Raw genomic sequence first — 18,263 nt, 5'->3', positions numbered from 1 at the left:
TTTTTCATTGCAGTATGACTAACTCATCATTTACTAAAATTGGAACAATTGATGTCTTGTTGTAATCCAGACAAAATTTCACGTCATCCTCAATTCCCAAATGAGCCAATCGTTTTCTGTGCTGTGAATCGGATAAAAATCCAAATAAATCGCTCTTAGATTGATTATAAAGCAATACAGAATTTATTGTAGAATCATTTTCGTAGAAAAATTTATCATTTTCTGCTAATTTTTGACTCAATGCACCTGCAAATATGGTGTCTTCTAAGCAGAAATCATCTTTCCAGCCAGCACATAGAATTATAACATCTTCATCTTGATCTATTAGATAGTCAGTAAGAATATCAATATTTAAAAATGAGCCTATAACAACTTGATGATCTCTTTTAGCAATATTTATTGCTCGTGTACCATTAGTAGTTGTCAAAACCATTTTTTTATTCTGAAAGTCTTTATTAAGATAATCCGTAGGTGAATTACCTATATCAAAACCTCTTACCACTTTTCCATTCCGTTCAGCGGCTAAAATATGGTTATCACAGTCTTTAAAATCTAAAGCATCTTCAATAGTAGAAACAGGAATAATAGATTTTACACCTAAATCCAAAGCAGTACAAATAGCTGAAGTAGCTCTTAAAATATCTACTACTACTACAATACTTTTTCTATCCGAATAAATCGGAAATAAAGATGGTGAAAGACAAACTTTTATAATGTTTTGCATCTATGCTTTGTAAAATGGTAATTTAACAACTTTTGCTTTCAATTGCTTATTTCTAATTTGAATAAAAACTTCAGTACCAACTTTTGAAAATTCTTTTTTTACATACCCCATACCTATAGCCTTATCAAGTGATGGTGACATAGTACCAGAACTTACTACGCCAATAGCATTGCCATTATCGTCAACAATTGAATAATCTTTTCTAGGGATACCCCTTTCTTGCATTACAAAACCTACTCTCCTTTTGCTAAGACCGTTCTCCTTTTGCTCAAGAAGGTCAGCTGAATTATTAAAGTCGTTTGTAAATTTTGTTATCCATCCCAAACCTGCTTCTAGAGGTGAGGTAGTATCATCAATATCATTTCCATATAAACAGAATCCCATTTCTAATCTTAATGTGTCTCTTGCAGCTAGACCAATAGGCATTATATTTAGATCTTTTCCTGATTCAAAAATTGAATTCCAAATTGTATTAGCATGTTCATTAAAAAAATAAACTTCAAAACCTCCAGCTCCAGTGTAGCCTGTTGCTGAAATAATAACATCCTTAATTCCGCAAAACTCACCTATTTTAAAAGTGTAGTATTTCATATCCGATAAATCAATATCAGTCAATGGCTGAAGTGCTTCAACAGCTTTTGGTCCTTGGACCGCTAGAAGGGAGTAATCGTCTGATTTATTTGTTAGTGATACCTTTTTATCATTAAATTGATTAATCCAATTAAAATCCTTTTCAATATTAGAAGCATTAACAACTAACATATATTTTTCTGAATGTATTCTATATACAAGCAAATCATCTACAATACCACCATCTAAGTTTGGCATACACGAGTATTGAACCTGACCATCTATTAATACCGCTACATCATTTGAGGTTACCTTCTGGATTAAATCCATAGCATGAGGTCCTTCAACAAAAAACTCACCCATGTGAGAAACATCAAAAACACCAACTCCACTTCTAACGTTAAGATGTTCGACTTTTAAACCTTCATACTGTATTGGCATATTGTAGCCGGCAAAGGGAACCATTTTTGCACCCAAATCTAGGTGAGTTTGTGTAAGAGCAGTGTTTTTCATCTTTTAAAATTTGGTGCCAAATATAATTAATTTAACTCCCCAATATATGCTAAAACATCACCCACTTGATATTGATAATCAAAATCAACTGTAATGAACTGAATGGTATCTTTTCTTCTTATTAAAACAGGTAATGGTGACGTTTTATTTTCTAAGACTGATGATAAATGTTCAGCTGAATTAATCTTTAAATCCTTTAAAATAGGATACTTTCTAACTATTTCTATAAAATTTATATAGTCTGAATCACTAGAGAATAAAACATTTGTAGGTCGAGATAAAGGATCAAATTTAATTTCATTGACAGTAATAAGCCTGTAAACGTTTAAGTCGGTAATGACTTCCTTCAATTTTCTACATGCAAAAATATTTACATCATTACTAGATGTTAACGCTAAGAGATGACCTGCATCGTCAAAGTCAATTTCATCATCTGACAAAATATTTTTTTCAATAACATTCAAGCCTGCTGCTTTTGCATTTCTAATATTTTCTTTTGATAAATCATAAAGAGTAATAGGAATATTGTGTTTCTCTAAATAATTGGCTATGCTGATAGAGCCTTCATTAGCACCAACAATCACAACACTATTTTTAGATTCTTTTATTAATCCCAAAACAGAAGCTACAAGCTTAGCTGTAAGGCCATTTAAGGTTACTGTTCCAAGAATAATCATGAACGTTAATGGAACTAACAACTCCACATCTTCTCTTAGTGAAGGGGGTAGAGAAATTTTATCTGACATTAGGTAAAGCGAAAATAATGAGGCTACTGCCGCAGCTACAATACCTTTTGGACCAACCCATGCTATAAAAGCTTTTTCTTTCCAATTAAGCTCCGATTTCCAAGAGCTAATCCAAACAACAATTGGTCGCAGTATAAATACTACTGTTAGGAATATAAATAAAGAACTCATCTCAAGTAATTTGAGCTGCTCCATTGAAATGTTTGAGGAAAGAATAATAAATAAAACCGAAATTAATATAACGGTAAGACTTTCTTTAAAGTCTAAAATTTTATCAATGTTTGGAGTTTTAATATTTGCAAGAAGAATACCCATTACTGTTACGGATAAAAGCCCCGACTCGGGTTGTAATGTATCAGCACCAGCAAAAGCAAAAATTACAAATCCTAGTGAAAGTACATTTATTAAAAAGTGTGGTATTAAATTTCGTTTGAGTAAAGTATGAAGAGTCCAACCAGAAAACAGTCCAAAAAACGAACCCACGCAAAGTGTTAAAAAGAAGGTCTTTAATGCCACTTGTGTTAATCCCATAGAATGATCTCCGCCAACACTCATAGTAGATACAAAGAATAATTCATAAACCAAAACAGCTACCAATGCCCCAATAGGATCTATTACAATCCCCTCCCACTTTAGAATAGTACTTAAACTCTTCTTAGGCCTTACACTTCTTAAAATAGGTGCAATTACAGTTGGACCAGTCACAATAATTAATGAACCAAAAAGTAGACCTACTCTATAGTCCATATCAAGGAAATAATGAGCAGCTACAGCACCACCAATACCCATTATAATTGGACCAAAAATCAATAAGTTTCGAACCACGCCTGCCAACTGTCTTACTTCTTTAAACTTTAGGGTAAGACCACCTTCAAATAGTATTATACCTACCGAAAGTGATACAAAATAATACATAGTATTACCTGCAAAAATATTTTCAGGGTTAATCCACTGTGTATCTAAAAACAAAGTAGAAAGAGGCCCCATAAAAAGACCTAACAAAATTAAAGGAAAGATAGCGGGGATTTTCATTTTCCATGCTATCCATTGGGCCAAAATTCCAAAAACTATTATTGCAGACAGTTCAATCATAATAAAATCAATTTTGCTAAAAATACAAAAAATAAAAAGGGAGCAACAGCTCCCCATTTAAATTTAGTTTAAAAAATTATAAATTATCTTTTAAATACCTTTTTACCTGATTGTAAGTAAACTCCTTTAGGCTGTTTTTCAATACTACCTAGCTTTCTCCCAGACATATCGTAAACAGAATTGTCAGTATTTTCTTCGGCTGAAAATTCAGGAATAGATGTAGTGTTTCTGATATCAAAAACAATTGTGCCTGGTGATACACCACAGTCAAATTCAGAAACTAATGTATTGTCAGCATCATAAATACCGACTTTACCAAAGGTGGTAAAATCTGTTGAACTAGCGTATAAATAATTGTTAATATCATCATGAGCTAGTTCGTAAAAGTTTTCATTTATCCCTAAATTAACTCCTGAATCATCAAAAGTAATTGGATTCCATTCATACAAGATTGAATCCTGAGATAATTGAAAATTAATTCTATCTCCTCTTAAGCAAGATGTACCACAAGCCGTACTTACATCAGAAACATTAATTGTGGTAGCTGTCATCGTTGATAAATCAACTTTTGAAAAAGATGCGCCAGACCAATTTTTATTGTTAACTGTGTAAATGTAATCTCCGTTCAAAACCATATTATCAGGGTTAGTTCCCTCAGATCCTAAATCAATTTCTTCAAGATAGCTCATTGTCGAAATTTCAACAACACCAATTAATGACTTTTCTTCTCCCCAATTAAAACCGTTATTAATAGCAATAAAAAGTTTTCCATCATGAGCAACCATGTTTTGTGTAGACCATTTTGGTCCACTTACAGTATCTAATTCTGAAATAAATTCTAGGTCAGACTTTGAATAAACCTGCAGGTAAGAAGAGAAGTCAACACCATATTCACCTCTAGTAATAAAGAGTTTATCGTCAACAATAGCAATGTTTCTTCCACCAACTACTGTTTGAGTAGATAATACTTCAAAAGTGTTTAAGTCATACTTCAATAATAATGTATCGGCAACAATAAAGATGTTGTTACCATCAATTACCATATCAGAAGCAAAACGAGCTCCTTCAATAGTATCAACGACCTCATAATTTTGCGTAACTGGATTATAACTACCCAAAGTTACTGGAAATTCATTTTGTCCAAATTTACCTTCGTTTAGTACTAATACCTGATTTACATAATCTTGCGCAAATAGACCTTGGGTGCCTATTAGCAACATAAACAATAATTTTTTCATTATAAAATGAGTTAAAAAAGATAATACTAAGAAAAACCTTATTCCCGAGGATTCTTCAGTTCTTGCAATGGGCAGGTCTTCTGACTTTCTCTATCTAAGCAACCTTCCCATTCTCAACGAACAGTGGTATGAAGTACTTAGACTTACTATTGAGTTTACAGCTGCGGGTACAGTTGAGGGTTTACACCCCATTCCCTAATTATAACCCTTGCACGGGACAAAGTTAAGCCAAATTAATAACAATTTTAGAAAAAATATGTATCTTTGAAAGACTTAAAAATGCCATTTGAATCCTATGAAAAAACTACTATTTTATTCATTATTTTCTTTTTTCTGTTCAATAAGTTATTCCCAAGAAATTGCCGTTTATGACTTTGAGAATTTAAATCTTGGTGATTTAACGGCACAAGATGGATGGACGTTTAGCACCTCTCTAGCCACGACTAACACTGGCTACAACTGTCCTGTCATTGGTTCACCTATAATACCACAAATTGCATCTATGCCCAATGAGGGAGATTATAATTCAAGTAAGGCAATACGTTCTGGTGACGGTTGGGGTAGTCAACATGCAATCATGAGTAGACTTAATGATGCCTCATGGTCTTTCCCTTCTTTTCAAAACAGGCAATACCTGGTAGTAAGTTTTGAAATGACAGGTGGTTGTTGGGGAAAGATGTTTAGACTCGCTTATGACCAAAATAATGATGGGAATTTTGGACAAAATTGTGGTCAAGCAGACCCTAATGAAGCTAGTTTTGGTATAAGTTGGTTTGGTTGTGGCACACCAAATAATATAACTCTATTCGGAGCAAACTCTCAACAAATTGCCCAAGAACAAAATTATGCTCAAAATGGATGGATTAAATACGCATTGATTATTGATTTTTATGCCAATAATAACCAAGGAAGCGTAAGTGTTTTTACAAAAAACTTGAGCAACTCTGAAAGCTGGACCGCAGTTCCATCAATGCAAAATATAAATGCAGGATTTGATATTTCCTCAAACGGTGCTAACAATCCTTACACTCTTAACGGAATAATGCTAGACCATGAAGCTGGAAGTAATTCTACATTTGATAATATCAGCTTTACTACTTTAAATTATAATAAACTTCCTGATACTACACTTTGTGAAGGAGGGAATGTAAATATTGGTCAACTTATTAATGGTGCGACCTATGAATGGAATACTGGTGAAACTACACCAGTAATCAACGTCACAAACGATGGCCAGTATTTTGTAAATATTAAATATGATGACCTTACCATTATTCGTGATACTGTTAATGTAACAATTCAAAATATGATTGTTGATTTGGGAAATGATACTAGTTTTTGTGAAGGGCAATCAATTAAACTATTTGCGAATTTAGGAATGGACAGCTATTTGTGGCAAGATAGTAGCACATCTAATTACTTACAAATTGATTCTACAGGCACATATTCCGTTTCTGTTACTAAAGGTGGTTGTTCAGATGCTGACACTATATCAGTTCAAGAAATTCAAACGCCTTATGTTAATCTAGGTAACGATACAGTAGGCTGTCCAGGGACAGATTTGCGATTAAGCCCTAGCACTAACGCTACTGGATTTAAATGGCAAGACGGCTCAACAGAGTCAAGTCTAAAAGTAAATAAATCAGGTCAATACCATGTCAAAGCATCAATTGATCAATGTGTGAACAGTGACACTATAAATGTGATATTTTTACATCCCTTGACTTTAGGAAATGATACTACCATTTGCGAAGGCGATTATTTCACACTGAATATTGACACTACTTATGAAGATTATTCATGGAATGATGGAGATAAAAAAAGCTATAAAGACATTCACTATGATGGAGAGTACTTTTTAACCGTTAAAAAGTTAGGCTGCACCATTGATTCTGACACATTAATAGTAAAACGCACCTTACTTCCAAGAATTCTTGAGCCCATGAAAGATTCTCTAATATGTGAAAACTTTCCTTTGGTACTTAAAGCATATGCAGACAGAAATGAAGGCATAGTTTGGCATGATTTTCATACAGATACCTTTACTATGGTTAGAACTGGAGGTATCTATTGGGCTAAAGCCTATAACGAATGTGGAGAAGCTATTGATAGCGTTAAGATAAGTAGCGAAGATTGTGAATGTAACGACTACATCCCTAATGTATTTACCCCAAACAAAGATGGACTGAATGACTACTTTGGATTCCAATCAAATTGTATTCCTTCAAAATACTATAATCTAAAAATTTACAGTAGATGGGGAGATTTATTATTCGAAAGTAATGATTACAGAGCAAAATGGGACGGAACACATAAAGGAAGGGTTTGCCCTACTGGAGTTTACTCATATATCATTCAATTACAATATAAACACGATAGAGGGAAACGAACTATTTCAAGAAGAATTAAAATAACCCAATAACTAAAAAACTAACTAGCAATGAAAAAAATAGTATTACTTATAGCCTCAATTACAGTATTTATCCAATCTTATTCGGCTATTATTCATACAGATTTAAATCCCGATTTTCAAACAACTATAGATTTTAATGCATTTAGCGCCAATAATCTTATCAATATTGACTTCAATGGAGATGGGGTTAAAGAATATGATATCCGATGGGATGCAAACTTAACTCAAGGATGGTTTTTACATCTAGTTCACGAAGGAAATAATGAGGTGTTTTTAACAGGTCAATCAAATCCTTATGGAGGTAAATATATTAAGGTAATTAACGAAAATGAAGACATAGCCTCATTATCTTGGGGTGAATGGGGAAATTCAATTCCAGAACCACTAATTGGAGACAATGATTATGGAAGTTTTCTAACAGTTAATGGTGACGATAAATTTATCGCGGTTAAATTTATATTAAACTCAAACACTCATTACGGATGGATTAAAGTTGCTTTGAATAATCAGTATCAATTTTTTATAAAAGAATATGCTTACAATGATGTGCCTAATGGAACGATTTTAGCTGGAGAAACTGGACAAAGTCAAAATATTCAAATTACCTCTATTAATGTGTATGGTCAAAATGGGGCTGTATCTGTTAACGAAGGGCAATCCGTTCAAATGGAAGCTAGTATACTACCCCAAAATGCAACTAATCAAAATCTAATTTGGTCTGTTACAAACGGAACAGGATCAGCTACTATTAACTCAAATGGTAACCTAATTGGACAAACTGTTGGTGAAGTTACAGTAAAAGCTAGTGCAACAGATTTTTCAAATGTTTTTGGGGAGGCAGTGATGACTATTACTTCATCTGCTCCCATAAACGTAAGCTCAATAGATGTGATAGCTTACCTTGGAGTAACTGATATTTTTATAAATGAAACTCTTCAACTCAATGCTATAATTCAGCCTAATAATGCATCAAACCTTAGCGTAAGTTGGTCAATAGTTAACGGTACAGGTTCAGCCACTATAAATTCAAGTGGTTTGCTTACCCCTACTACAGTAGGTACCGTTACAGCATATGCTACAGCTAATGATGGCACTAATATTTTTGATTCACTACAAATTACCATAAAACCTATTCTTGCTAACTCCATATCAATTTCATCAAGCTCAGGCGATGAAGTAGCCGAAACCCAAAGCATACAACTTAATGCTACAGTATTGCCCAATAATACAACGAATCAAAATGTAAATTGGACTGTTGTAAATGGTACTGGTACTGCAACAATTAACACAAGTGGACTACTTACAGGGCAGACTATTGGAGATGTAGATGTTATGGCAACTACAACAGATGGTTCAAATATTTCAGATACTCAAAAGGTTACTGTTATTGAATTAATTATTTACGTAAGTTCAATTGAGGTTAAAGGAGAAAATAACCAAACTAATGTACCATTAAATCAAAATTTACAAATGCAGGCTAATATTTTACCAACCAACGCCACCAATACAAACTTTGATTGGTTTATTTTAAATGGAACTGGTACAGCCACAATCGATAATTCTGGATTACTATCCCCCACTTCTGTTGGAAACGTAACAGTAAAAGCAGTTGCGCAAGACGGTTCTAATGTAAGCGGTGAAAAAGAAATTACAATTACAGAGGTTGTAGGAGTTGAAGAAACTGAATTGTTTGCCTCAAGTGTATACCCAAACACTAGTATTGATGGATTTTTTCAAATTGAATCAACTAATCAAATCCAAACACTTAGAATACTATCATTAGCAGGTGAATTGGTAAAGAGGGAGAAATTCAGTAATAGAATAATTGATATCAGTGAACTTAAAAATGGGATTTATATAATTGAGTTATTGAATACTGATTTAAGTAAAGAATATCACCAACTTATTAAAAACTAAGCTAACCGCTAATTTAGAAAGTGTCTACAGCTTTGTTGTAGGCACTTTCAAAAGCTAAAGAATCTAGTGAAATATCTATTTTCTTTTCATTACAAAAGGAAATAAGCTTTTCTGTCGGCATATTACCTACCAAATCGTCTTTCGCCATTGGACAACCCCCTAGACCTTTAATAGCGCCATCAAAACGGCGACAGCCACTATTGTAAGCTGACTCCACCTTCTCTCTCCAACTCTCTAAAGAAGTGTGTAAATGCGCTCCCCATTCTACGTCTGAATACTCAGCTATTAGCTGCGAAAACAATCGACTTATGTTATCAGAATTTGAAACGCCAATAGTATCAGATAAAGCAATGATTTCTATTCCCATATCTGAAAGCTTTTCGCCCCATTTAGAGACAATATCTTCATGCCAGAGTTCACCATAAGGGTTTCCGAATGCCATTGACAAATACACTACCAATGATTTATTATTTTTAACAGAGGCATTTTGGATTTTATCAACTAAAATTAAAGACTCATCAATGGATGAATTGGTATTTCTTTTTTGAAAGGTCTCAGAAACTGAGAAAGGATAACCTAAAAAGTCAATCCGCTCAAACTGACAAGCATCCTCCACACCTCGCAGATTTGCAATGATAGCTAGTAATTTTGTCGATGATTCATCCAATTGATTAAGAACATCAGCAGTATCTCTCATCTGAGGAATTGCCTTTGGGGATACAAAACTACCGAAATCAAGAGTATTAAAACCAACTTTCAACAAAGCATTTAAATAAGAGATCTTCTGAGCAGTAGGAATGAATCGCTCAAAACCTTGCATTGCATCTCTAGGACATTCAATAATTTTCATAAACTGTTTAGAATACCTTTATTAATTTTCTTAACAATTGACGGACCTTCATAAACAAATCCTGTATAGATTTGAACTAAACTTGCTCCGGCCTTCAACTTTTCAATCGCATCTTCAGCAGAATGAATACCTCCTACTCCAATTATTGGAAAAGACTGATTTGATTTTTCCGAAATATACTTAATCACTTCTGTTGAACGGTTTTTAACTGCTTTACCACTTACCCCTCCGTTTCCAATACGCTCTAGTTCATTGTCAGAAGTTTTAAGACCACTTCTATCAATAGTGGTATTGGTTGCTATCAGGCCATCCAACTTAGTGTCAATGACTATCTGAATAATATCATCTAATTGGTTATCTGTTAAATCTGGAGCAATTTTCAATAAAATCGGCTTTCTATTTTCTTTTTTAGAATTTAAATCTTGTAACTTTAGCAACAACTTCGTCAAGGGTTCTTTCTCTTGTAACTCTCTTAAACCTGGAGTATTAGGCGAGCTTACATTAACCACAAAGTAATCAACATAATCAAATAAAGCCTCAAAACTTAATTCGTAATCTTTAGCAGCCTCAGAATTAGGCGTTAGCTTATTTTTGCCAATGTTTCCACCAATAATAATACCTGTATGGCGATATTTTAAGCGATTTACAGCATCTTCTACCCCTCCATTGTTAAATCCCATTCTGTTTATTAGAGATTCGTCCTGAGGCAATCTAAATAAGCGAGGCTTAGGGTTACCTGACTGTGCTAATGGTGTAAGCGTACCAATTTCAATGAAACCAAAACCAAATGAAGACAGTTCATTAAATAATTTAGCATCCTTGTCAAAACCAGCTGCCAAACCAACAGGGTTATCAAAGGTTAAACCAAAAACTGTTCTCTTTAAACGTTCATCTTTTATTCTATAAATTGAGTCCCAAGCCTTTAGTTTAAAGGGGATACAAGAAGCTAACTTGATTAAATTAAAAATAAAATGATGTATGAATTCAGGATTAAAAAGAAAAAGAAGGGGTTTAATAAGGTATCTGTACATCATCAATGAATTACCCTACAAAAGTATAAAGATTATTTATTTGGCTTGTATTCCTCAAAACTATTATCAGAATAAAAAACAACTATTTTCTTAACCTCTTTGGATTTAACCGAAGACTCATCTGTAGTAGCTTTTGGAGCTTGACTTACAGGTTCGTTAGCAAACATATCACCACGACCCAATAAAAGCCAAGAAGCCGAAACCTCAGAAAATCGCTTTAAAATTTTTTGTAAAACATCAATACTCGGCTTATTACGTCCAGACAAAATATGCGAAATCGTTGACCGATTAACGTCAATTTCTTGTGCAAAAGCATTAGGGCTTAAGCCATATTTTTCTATGATATTTTGGATGCGTTTCTCCATATTTTACTACGTTACAAATGTAAACATATTTTTTAATACCGGATAAATAAACTATCAAAAAAAGACATTTACACTATTAATTTATATACAATTATTATTTAGAAGAGTATTGTAAAATACTGATAAATAGTATTTTATGATTTTAATTAGAATTTTGTTGATATTTGTAAAATTTTAAGTGGTTTTTTACACCTAATGATGTTTACATAAGTAAAAACTATACATTCATCATTTGAATGATGATGAATAACTAACAGACAAAAAAAACATTCATGTTATAGAAATTGACCCCTACTCTTTTGATGATGATTTTGTTTATTTTTGCTTTATGCAAGCACCCAAACTTCCGAGCTTTTTTAAAACAGCTAGACACCGTCAGTTCGATTTTAAGTCAAGGTACTACGATGCTCGAAAAGAAGATTTAGAAAAAAGAGTGAAATCTGCCGAAAGTGGTAATTCTAATTTAGACTTTTCCAAAAATTGGCAACAGAGCAAACGCTCCAAAGAAATTAACTATTCAAATAAAAGGATAATTCTTATCGTTTTCATTTTACTATTATTTAGCTTTGCTTTACTGAAATTTTAATATGTCCGACATTATTCAACTTTTACCTGATCATGTAGCTAACCAAATTGCTGCCGGCGAAGTTATTCAACGCCCCTCTTCTGCTGTAAAGGAATTATTAGAAAATGCCATTGATTCTGGAGCATCCGATATTAAGCTAATTGTTAAAGATGCTGGACGTACATTAATTCAGGTTATTGACAACGGTTGTGGTATGAGCGAAACGGACGCCAGAATGTGCTTTGAGAGACACGCTACCTCAAAAATCAGAGAAGCGAATGACATTCATAGTATTCGAACAATGGGGTTTCGTGGCGAAGCAATGGCATCTATGGCAGCAATTGCACACGTAGAATTAAAATCAAAACTTCACGATAATGAGCTAGGCACTAAAATCATTATTGAAGGAAGCGAACTCATTTCTCAAGAAAATTGCACCTCTAATAATGGCACCTCAATATCTATTAAAAACCTATTCTTTAATGTTCCTGCTAGAAGAAACTTTTTAAAATCTGATAATGTAGAACTCAGACATATTTTTGATGAATTTTACAGAGTATCACTAGCAAACGAAGATTGTTCATTCTCATTCTACCAGAATGATAAGGAAGTACTTAACCTTCCTAAATCTACACTTAAACAACGAATTGTTGGGATTTTTGGTGCTAAATACAATGAAAAACTTGTGCCAGTTTCTGAAGAAACTACTCTAATTACTATTTCAGGATTTATTGGGAAACCAGAATTTTCAAAGAAAACTAGGGGCGAGCAATATTTTTTCGTGAATAATCGATTTATAAAAAGCCCCTATTTACACCATGCTGTAAACAACGCCTTTAAAGATTTGATTTCAGATGGTCATCACCCGTCTTACTTTTTATTTTTTGATATTGACCCTAAGTTCATTGACGTTAATATTCATCCAACAAAAACTGAAATTAAGTTTGAAGATGAGAAATCCATTTATGCAATCATTCGTTCTTGTGTAAAACGAGCATTGGGAATACACAATATCGTACCTACACTGGATTTTGATAAAGATCCCGCATTCAGCAATATACCAAAGTCAAATAATAAAGTACGTCAACCCTCTCTAAAAGTGGACTCTTCATACAACCCCTTCGAGGAAAAAGAACAAAAAGAAAGAAGTTATACCCCAAGTCCTAAAGTAAAAACTGACAATTGGGAAAAGCTTTTCGAAGATTTGCCAGTTCCTGAAAACAACTCCCAGCAAACTGAAACAATCAATACAAGTTGGAGTGAAGATTCTGAAACTACTGAATCGGCAATTTTTCAATTGAACAATCAATACATTGTATCAAGCATAAAATCTGGAATGATGATTATTCATCAGCAAAGGGCTCATGAGCGAATATTGTATGAATACTATCTTAACTCACAAGCAGTAGAAGGTCAGTCCCAACAGTTGCTGTTCCCAAATACCATTAACCTAAACCCTTCTGACATTGAATTGTTAAAAGAGATAAGTGATGAGCTTTTCAATTTAGGCTTTAGGTTTGATTATCTTAATAAAAATAGCATTGTCGTATTGGGTAGCCCTGTGGACATAGAAATGGAAACTCTGGAAAGTGTTTTTGAAGAACTAATTGAACAATACAAAACTCAATCATCTCTAGAAAAAAGAGATAATTTTGCACTTTCAATGGCTAAAAGTATGTGTATAAAAAAAGGACGAACATTGAGTAAAACAGAAATGAACTCTATCATTGATAATCTTTTTGCTTGCCAAACACCAAATGCAACTACCAATAGTAAACCGACACTGATAACCCTAACTTTTGAAGAAATAGCAAAAAAGTTTTAAGATGAATATACAACCTGCACGATTTAGTTATTTGCCTGAGGTAGTAAAAAATTTACTAATCCTTAACGGATTGTTTTTTCTAGCAAAATATGTGTTAGGCACTAATTTCGGTATAAATCTTGACCAACACTTGGCACTACACCATTGGGAATCGCCAGACTTCAGACCACACCAATTTGTAACGCATTTATTTATGCACGGCAGTTTTTCTCATATACTGTTCAATATGTTTGCTTTGTGGATGTTCGGAAACCAATTGGAAAACATATGGGGAGGCAAACGTTTTCTAGTGTATTACATGATTACCGGTTTAGGAGCAGCTGTTTTACATTTAGCTGTTATTCAATTTCAAATATCAGCTCTTGAAGCTCAAATGGCTTTGGAACAAATTAATAGAGTCACATCTAGCGGTTATGATGCTTTGCAAAACGGCCAAAACTTTATTGACCCATTAATGGCTAGACTAAACCTACTTTACTACACTCCTACAGTTGGAGCATCTGGTGCAGTTTTTGGATTACTTCTTGCCTTTGGTATGCTTTTTCCAAATACATTAATCTACCTTTATTTTGCTATACCTATCAAAGCAAAATACTTTGTAGCTGGATATGGACTTATAGAATTATGGCTAGGCATTCAAAATAGTGCTAGCGATAATGTGGCACATTTCGCTCATTTAGGCGGTATGTTATTTGGGTATTTTCTGATTAAATACTGGAGAAAAAACAGTCAGCATTTTTATTAATAGATGATTTTAAAGGATTTAAAAACTAGTTTCAAGAATGGCAGTATGCTAAGTCGTTTAATTTATTTAAACGTTGGCGTGTTTATTCTATTAGAGGTGCTTAACGTATTCTTTTTTCTTTTTAAGGTGCCTAGCTATCAAATATTAAACTATTTAGGCTTGGCAGCATCTCCTTCAGCACTACTTTCAAAGCCCTGGAGTGCACTAACTTACATGTTTATTCACAATGGTTTTATTCATTTAGCATTCAATCTTTTGTGGTTATATTTTGGAGGTTCAATTTTCTTAAGATATTTATCCAATAAACAAATTGTAAGCACCTATATTATAGGAGGGCTTAGCGGAGGTCTATTTTATATTACTGCCTATAATTATTTTCCTGCATTTAATAGCTCATTAGCAGAGTCTATGGCAGTTGGTTCATCAGCATCAGTATTAGCAATTCTAGTTGCAATTGCTACATATGTTCCAAGTTATTCCGTAAACCTTACTTTTATTGGTAATGTGAAACTAAAGCATATTGCCATAGTATCTATTGTTCTTGATTTAATACTTATTCCCAAAGGGAACGCTGGAGGACATATTGCACACATTGGCGGAGCATTTTATGGATTTATATTTAGCAGACAATTATTAAAAGGGAAAGATATTTCTAGAAGTTTCGATAGGCTCATGGATTATTTGGCATCTGCATTAAAACCCTCAACTCCTCTAAAGACAGCTTACAAAAGACCAAAGACCGATGACCAATGGAGAGAAAATAAATCTTCTGAGCAAAAGCAAATAAATCTTATTTTAGATAAAATTGCTAAATCAGGATACGACAGTCTAAATAAAGAGGAAAAAGATACCTTATTTAAAGCCAGTAAAAAATAAAAACGTGCTAAACACATTTCTTTACATAATCAATATGTTAGTGCTGTTTGCTCTATTTTTATCTTACTTATCTCCTCATATAAGTCCAGATTCTTTTTTATGGCCCATTGCTTTTACTGGACTCATTTATCCTTTTCTTTTATTAACAAACAGTTTATTTTTAATCTACTGGACCATATGTTTTAAAAGACACGCTTGGGCTAACCTGATTGTGATACTTCTAGGTTATGGACACATAGAAAACCTAATTAGAATTCAAGAGAATGAGTCGTCAGTGGAAGATAAATTTTCTATCATGAGTTTTAATGTACGTCTGTTTAATGCTTACAATTGGATTGAAGACGATAATTTAAAAGACGAAATCATAAACTATATTAACACCACCAACACAAGTGTAGTTTGTTTTCAAGAGTTTTATGCCCCTGACGAATTACCAAAATTAAATTACCCCTTCACTCATATTGGTATCCAAAGTGATAGAAAAAGCTGGAGGATGGCTACTTATTCTAAATACCCTATATTGAAAAAAGGAACCGTTAGCATAAATGGTGAATTTCAAAATAATGTGTGCATTTTTTCTGATATTATCATTGATTCAGATACTGTACGTGTTTACAACGTACATTTAGCTTCTAATTGGTTTCAAAAAGAAGATTATCAATTTTTAAATAAGCCTACGGTAGAAGGAGCTGAAAACATAATTGAACGACTAAGGATTTCATTTTCAAAACGTTCAAAACAGGTAAAGGCCATCAAAAAACATATGAATACTTCCATTTACCCTATCATTTTGTGTGGAGATTTCAACGACACTCCTAATTCATACGCATATAAGCAACTCTCAGAGGGTCTTTTGGATAGTTTTGTGGAGGGCGGTAAAGGAATTGGACAAACTTATAATGGAAAATTTCCTGCATTGCGCATTGATTATATTCTTCACAGTCCTGAAATTAATTTAAATAAATTCAAAACCTTCGATAGTAACTTTTCAGACCATTATCCAATAATTAGCCATTTCAACTAATCCTTCTTCACTCTCTTTAGCTGCAATAAATTCATGGCATTAGATTCAAAACCTGAAATATTATTTTGAACAAATCGAATAACTTGATCATAATATAGAGGAACAATAGCAGCTTCATCAATTATCATCTGATTCATTAACTGATAATAATGCTGTCTTTTTTCTAATGAAACCTCTAGCATTGCCGCTTCATAATAGCCGTCGTATTTATCACTTGAAAAATGTGTGTAATTTGGTCCGTTAGGACAAAAGTTCTTGGAATAAAACAAAGCTAAATAATTTTCAGCATCGGCATAATCGGCAATCCATGAACCCCTAAAAAAATCCAATTTAGAAGTTGCTACCATTTGACGGTGTGTCGATGGTGGATTAATATTTATTGAAACCGATATGCCTATTTCTGAAAGCTGATTTTGAATAAACTCACACAAATCAAGATATGAACTTGTAGTATTAAGCGTAACCTTTATATCCTCTAGTTTGGATGCTCTAATTAATTCTTTTGATCGCTCTGGATTATAGTTATAACCCATTAAAGTATCAGAGAATGAAGGTAAACCTTTTGGAATAAATCCATTCACAGCTGGAGTGCCAATATTATTCCTCAAATAAGTAATCATTTTCTCGCGATCAAAACCATAATTAATAGCTTTCCTTACCTCAATATGTTGAGTAGACGATACATTATTATCATCCATCAAAAAGCCCAAGTATTCCGTATTTAGATACGGCAAGGATTGAAGTTGTATTTTACCTATATATTCACCCCTCAATTCTCCATCAGAAGTCAACACTTCATCTTTATACGATGGGTCTAAACCTGAAATGAAATCAATATTTCCTTTTAAAAATTCTAAAAAGGCAGTTTGTTTATCTTTTATAAAAGTTATAGATACAGCGTCTAAAAGCGGAAGTCCATCTTCAAAATAAGTGGTGTTCTTTCTAAAAACCAATTTTACATTTTCCTTCCAAAACTGAAAATGAAAAGGACCAGTTCCAATAGGAGCATCTCTAAAAGACGTATTTTCTACAATTATTTTTGGAACAACGGAGCAGTAAGACATGGACAATAAGCCTAGAAAAGGTGGAAAAGGCTGTATCAATGAAATCCTAAGTGTACTATCGTCAATCGCTTCATAGCTGTCAACATTGTTCATTACCCATGCACCTGGAGAAGCAACAGATTTATCCGTCAATCGACCAAAACTATATACAAAATCGTGTGCAGTGACTTTTCTACTTTCTTTAGAAGAAAACAAAGAATGTTCGTGAAAATAAACATCATTCCTCAAATGAAACGTATACTTTAAAGCATCTTCAGTAACATCCCAAGAACGAGCTATAGAGGGTTGAACATTAAGGTTGGAGTCCAATTGAACTAAACCATTAAACAACTGATTAGTGGCCCAAATATTCGCTTGATCTTTTGCAAATGCAGGGTCAAGACTCGTTATACCAGCCGACTCATTGTATTTAAAGATACTCAAATCGGAGTCATCACTAGTATCGCTACACGAAATCGACAGGCAAAGAATACAAATAAATAAACAGTAATGGATTAGAGGTCGTATCATTTAGGGTATAAAAATACACTATATCAATAAACATTCAAATTCCAGCCTAGAAGGATTATAAAGTGAACTTGTCGGAGGGTTCAATCTATTCTCAAACTTTGTGTAATGGTTAGCATTATTGCGATAAACGATTTTAACTTTTTAGCGCTAAACAAATGATTGAGTTCCTTGCAGACTGGAAAATGAAATTAAAAA

General features: G+C 33.4%; 15 protein-coding genes and 1 riboswitch. Of the genes, 7 read left to right on the top strand and 8 right to left on the bottom strand.

Features of this window, described 5'->3' with window-relative positions:
* Positions 1-4 precede the first annotated feature (4 nt).
* From ISP73_01395 to ISP73_01380, 4 genes are all read right to left on the bottom strand, one after another.
* Positions 5-724: a 2-phosphosulfolactate phosphatase gene (locus tag ISP73_01395; protein MBL6657237.1), complete on the bottom strand. Its 720-nt coding sequence runs from the start codon at positions 722-724 to the stop codon at positions 5-7.
* Positions 725-1,807 (bottom strand): glycine cleavage system aminomethyltransferase GcvT, encoded by a 1,083-nt coding sequence (gcvT, locus tag ISP73_01390; GenBank protein MBL6657236.1) that lies wholly within the window; start codon positions 1,805-1,807, stop codon positions 725-727.
* 26 nt (positions 1,808-1,833) lie between these two features.
* Positions 1,834-3,645, bottom strand: coding sequence for a sodium:proton antiporter (locus ISP73_01385; protein ID MBL6657235.1), 1,812 nt, complete (start codon positions 3,643-3,645; stop codon positions 1,834-1,836).
* 83 nt (positions 3,646-3,728) lie between these two features.
* Positions 3,729-4,883 carry a hypothetical protein gene (locus ISP73_01380; GenBank protein MBL6657234.1) on the bottom strand — a complete coding sequence of 385 codons (1,155 nt, stop codon included), beginning with the start codon at positions 4,881-4,883 and terminating at the stop codon, positions 3,729-3,731.
* 52 nt (positions 4,884-4,935) lie between these two features.
* Positions 4,936-5,131: riboswitch (cobalamin riboswitch) on the bottom strand.
* A gap of 47 nt (positions 5,132-5,178) precedes the next feature.
* Here ISP73_01380 and ISP73_01375 point away from each other — a divergent pair.
* Both ISP73_01375 and ISP73_01370 read left to right on the top strand, forming a co-directional pair.
* Complete coding sequence (locus ISP73_01375) at positions 5,179-7,305, top strand: gliding motility-associated C-terminal domain-containing protein (protein ID MBL6657233.1); 2,127 nt, start codon at positions 5,179-5,181, stop codon at positions 7,303-7,305.
* Positions 7,306-7,323: 18 nt separating this feature from the next.
* The gene (locus ISP73_01370; GenBank protein ID MBL6657232.1) at positions 7,324-9,213 is read left to right on the top strand and encodes an Ig-like domain-containing protein; all 1,890 of its coding nucleotides are present in this window, start codon (positions 7,324-7,326) and stop codon (positions 9,211-9,213) included.
* 13 nt (positions 9,214-9,226) lie between these two features.
* Here the strand turns inward: ISP73_01370 and ISP73_01365 are convergent, their stop codons facing one another.
* Genes ISP73_01365 through ISP73_01355 form a run of 3 tightly spaced genes read right to left on the bottom strand, consistent with a single transcriptional unit; the run spans position 9,227 to position 11,459 of the window.
* A complete protein-coding gene (locus ISP73_01365) occupies positions 9,227-10,063 on the bottom strand; it encodes a hydroxymethylglutaryl-CoA lyase (GenBank protein ID MBL6657231.1) in 837 nt (278 codons plus the stop codon).
* A complete protein-coding gene (locus ISP73_01360) occupies positions 10,060-11,094 on the bottom strand; it encodes a quinone-dependent dihydroorotate dehydrogenase (GenBank protein ID MBL6657230.1) in 1,035 nt (344 codons plus the stop codon). Before ISP73_01360 ends, ISP73_01365 begins: the two co-directional genes overlap by 4 nt.
* Positions 11,095-11,126: 32 nt before the next feature.
* A complete protein-coding gene (locus ISP73_01355; GenBank protein MBL6657229.1) occupies positions 11,127-11,459 on the bottom strand; it encodes a helix-turn-helix transcriptional regulator in 333 nt (110 codons plus the stop codon).
* Between the two features lie 328 nt (positions 11,460-11,787).
* Here ISP73_01355 and ISP73_01350 point away from each other — a divergent pair, with 328 nt between their 5' ends.
* The 5 genes from ISP73_01350 to ISP73_01330 are packed head-to-tail and all read left to right on the top strand — an operon-like array spanning position 11,788 to position 16,494.
* A complete protein-coding gene (locus ISP73_01350) occupies positions 11,788-12,045 on the top strand; it encodes a hypothetical protein (GenBank protein MBL6657228.1) in 258 nt (85 codons plus the stop codon).
* Position 12,046: 1 nt separating this feature from the next.
* Positions 12,047-13,849, top strand: a complete 1,803-nt coding sequence (gene mutL, locus ISP73_01345) for a DNA mismatch repair endonuclease MutL (protein ID MBL6657227.1) — start codon at positions 12,047-12,049, stop codon at positions 13,847-13,849.
* Positions 13,850-13,880: 31 nt separating this feature from the next.
* The gene (locus ISP73_01340; protein MBL6657226.1) at positions 13,881-14,594 is read left to right on the top strand and encodes a rhomboid family intramembrane serine protease; all 714 of its coding nucleotides are present in this window, start codon (positions 13,881-13,883) and stop codon (positions 14,592-14,594) included.
* 45 nt (positions 14,595-14,639) lie between these two features.
* On the top strand, positions 14,640-15,470 hold the full coding sequence (locus ISP73_01335) for a rhomboid family intramembrane serine protease (protein ID MBL6657225.1): 831 nt from the start codon (positions 14,640-14,642) through the stop codon (positions 15,468-15,470).
* 34 nt (positions 15,471-15,504) lie between these two features.
* Positions 15,505-16,494, top strand: coding sequence for an endonuclease/exonuclease/phosphatase family protein (locus tag ISP73_01330; protein MBL6657224.1), 990 nt, complete (start codon positions 15,505-15,507; stop codon positions 16,492-16,494).
* On the opposite strand, the gene ISP73_01325 is transcribed toward ISP73_01330, so the two are convergent.
* Entirely contained in the window at positions 16,491-18,068 is a 1,578-nt protein-coding gene (locus tag ISP73_01325; protein MBL6657223.1) for an ABC transporter substrate-binding protein, read from the bottom strand. The genes ISP73_01330 and ISP73_01325 overlap by 4 nt on opposite strands.
* Positions 18,069-18,263: the final 195 nt, after the last annotated feature.

This window comes from Flavobacteriales bacterium (assembly GCA_016779935.1).
Lineage (GTDB): Bacteria > Bacteroidota > Bacteroidia > Flavobacteriales > UBA7312.
Note: the sequence above shows the minus strand (reverse complement) of the source record. Positions and strands in the feature narration are given on the sequence as shown.

Bases quoted from the DNA above. Each gene is read 5' to 3' on its own strand.
- ISP73_01380 (MBL6657234.1), bottom strand. From the start codon at position 4,883: ATGAAAAAATTATTGTTTATGTTGCTAATAGGCACCCAAGGTCTATTT.
- ISP73_01375 (MBL6657233.1), top strand. From the start codon at position 5,179: ATGAAAAAACTACTATTTTATTCATTATTTTCTTTTTTCTGTTCAATA.
- ISP73_01395 (MBL6657237.1), bottom strand. From the start codon at position 724: ATGCAAAACATTATAAAAGTTTGTCTTTCACCATCTTTATTTCCGATT.
- ISP73_01370 (MBL6657232.1), top strand. From the start codon at position 7,324: ATGAAAAAAATAGTATTACTTATAGCCTCAATTACAGTATTTATCCAA.
- ISP73_01325 (MBL6657223.1), bottom strand. From the start codon at position 18,068: ATGATACGACCTCTAATCCATTACTGTTTATTTATTTGTATTCTTTGC.
- ISP73_01335 (MBL6657225.1), top strand. From the start codon at position 14,640: ATGCTAAGTCGTTTAATTTATTTAAACGTTGGCGTGTTTATTCTATTA.
- mutL (MBL6657227.1), top strand. From the start codon at position 12,047: ATGTCCGACATTATTCAACTTTTACCTGATCATGTAGCTAACCAAATT.
- ISP73_01360 (MBL6657230.1), bottom strand. From the start codon at position 11,094: ATGTACAGATACCTTATTAAACCCCTTCTTTTTCTTTTTAATCCTGAA.
- ISP73_01385 (MBL6657235.1), bottom strand. From the start codon at position 3,645: ATGATTGAACTGTCTGCAATAATAGTTTTTGGAATTTTGGCCCAATGG.
- gcvT (MBL6657236.1), bottom strand. From the start codon at position 1,807: ATGAAAAACACTGCTCTTACACAAACTCACCTAGATTTGGGTGCAAAA.
- ISP73_01355 (MBL6657229.1), bottom strand. From the start codon at position 11,459: ATGGAGAAACGCATCCAAAATATCATAGAAAAATATGGCTTAAGCCCT.
- ISP73_01350 (MBL6657228.1), top strand. From the start codon at position 11,788: ATGCAAGCACCCAAACTTCCGAGCTTTTTTAAAACAGCTAGACACCGT.
- ISP73_01365 (MBL6657231.1), bottom strand. From the start codon at position 10,063: ATGAAAATTATTGAATGTCCTAGAGATGCAATGCAAGGTTTTGAGCGA.
- ISP73_01330 (MBL6657224.1), top strand. From the start codon at position 15,505: ATGTTAGTGCTGTTTGCTCTATTTTTATCTTACTTATCTCCTCATATA.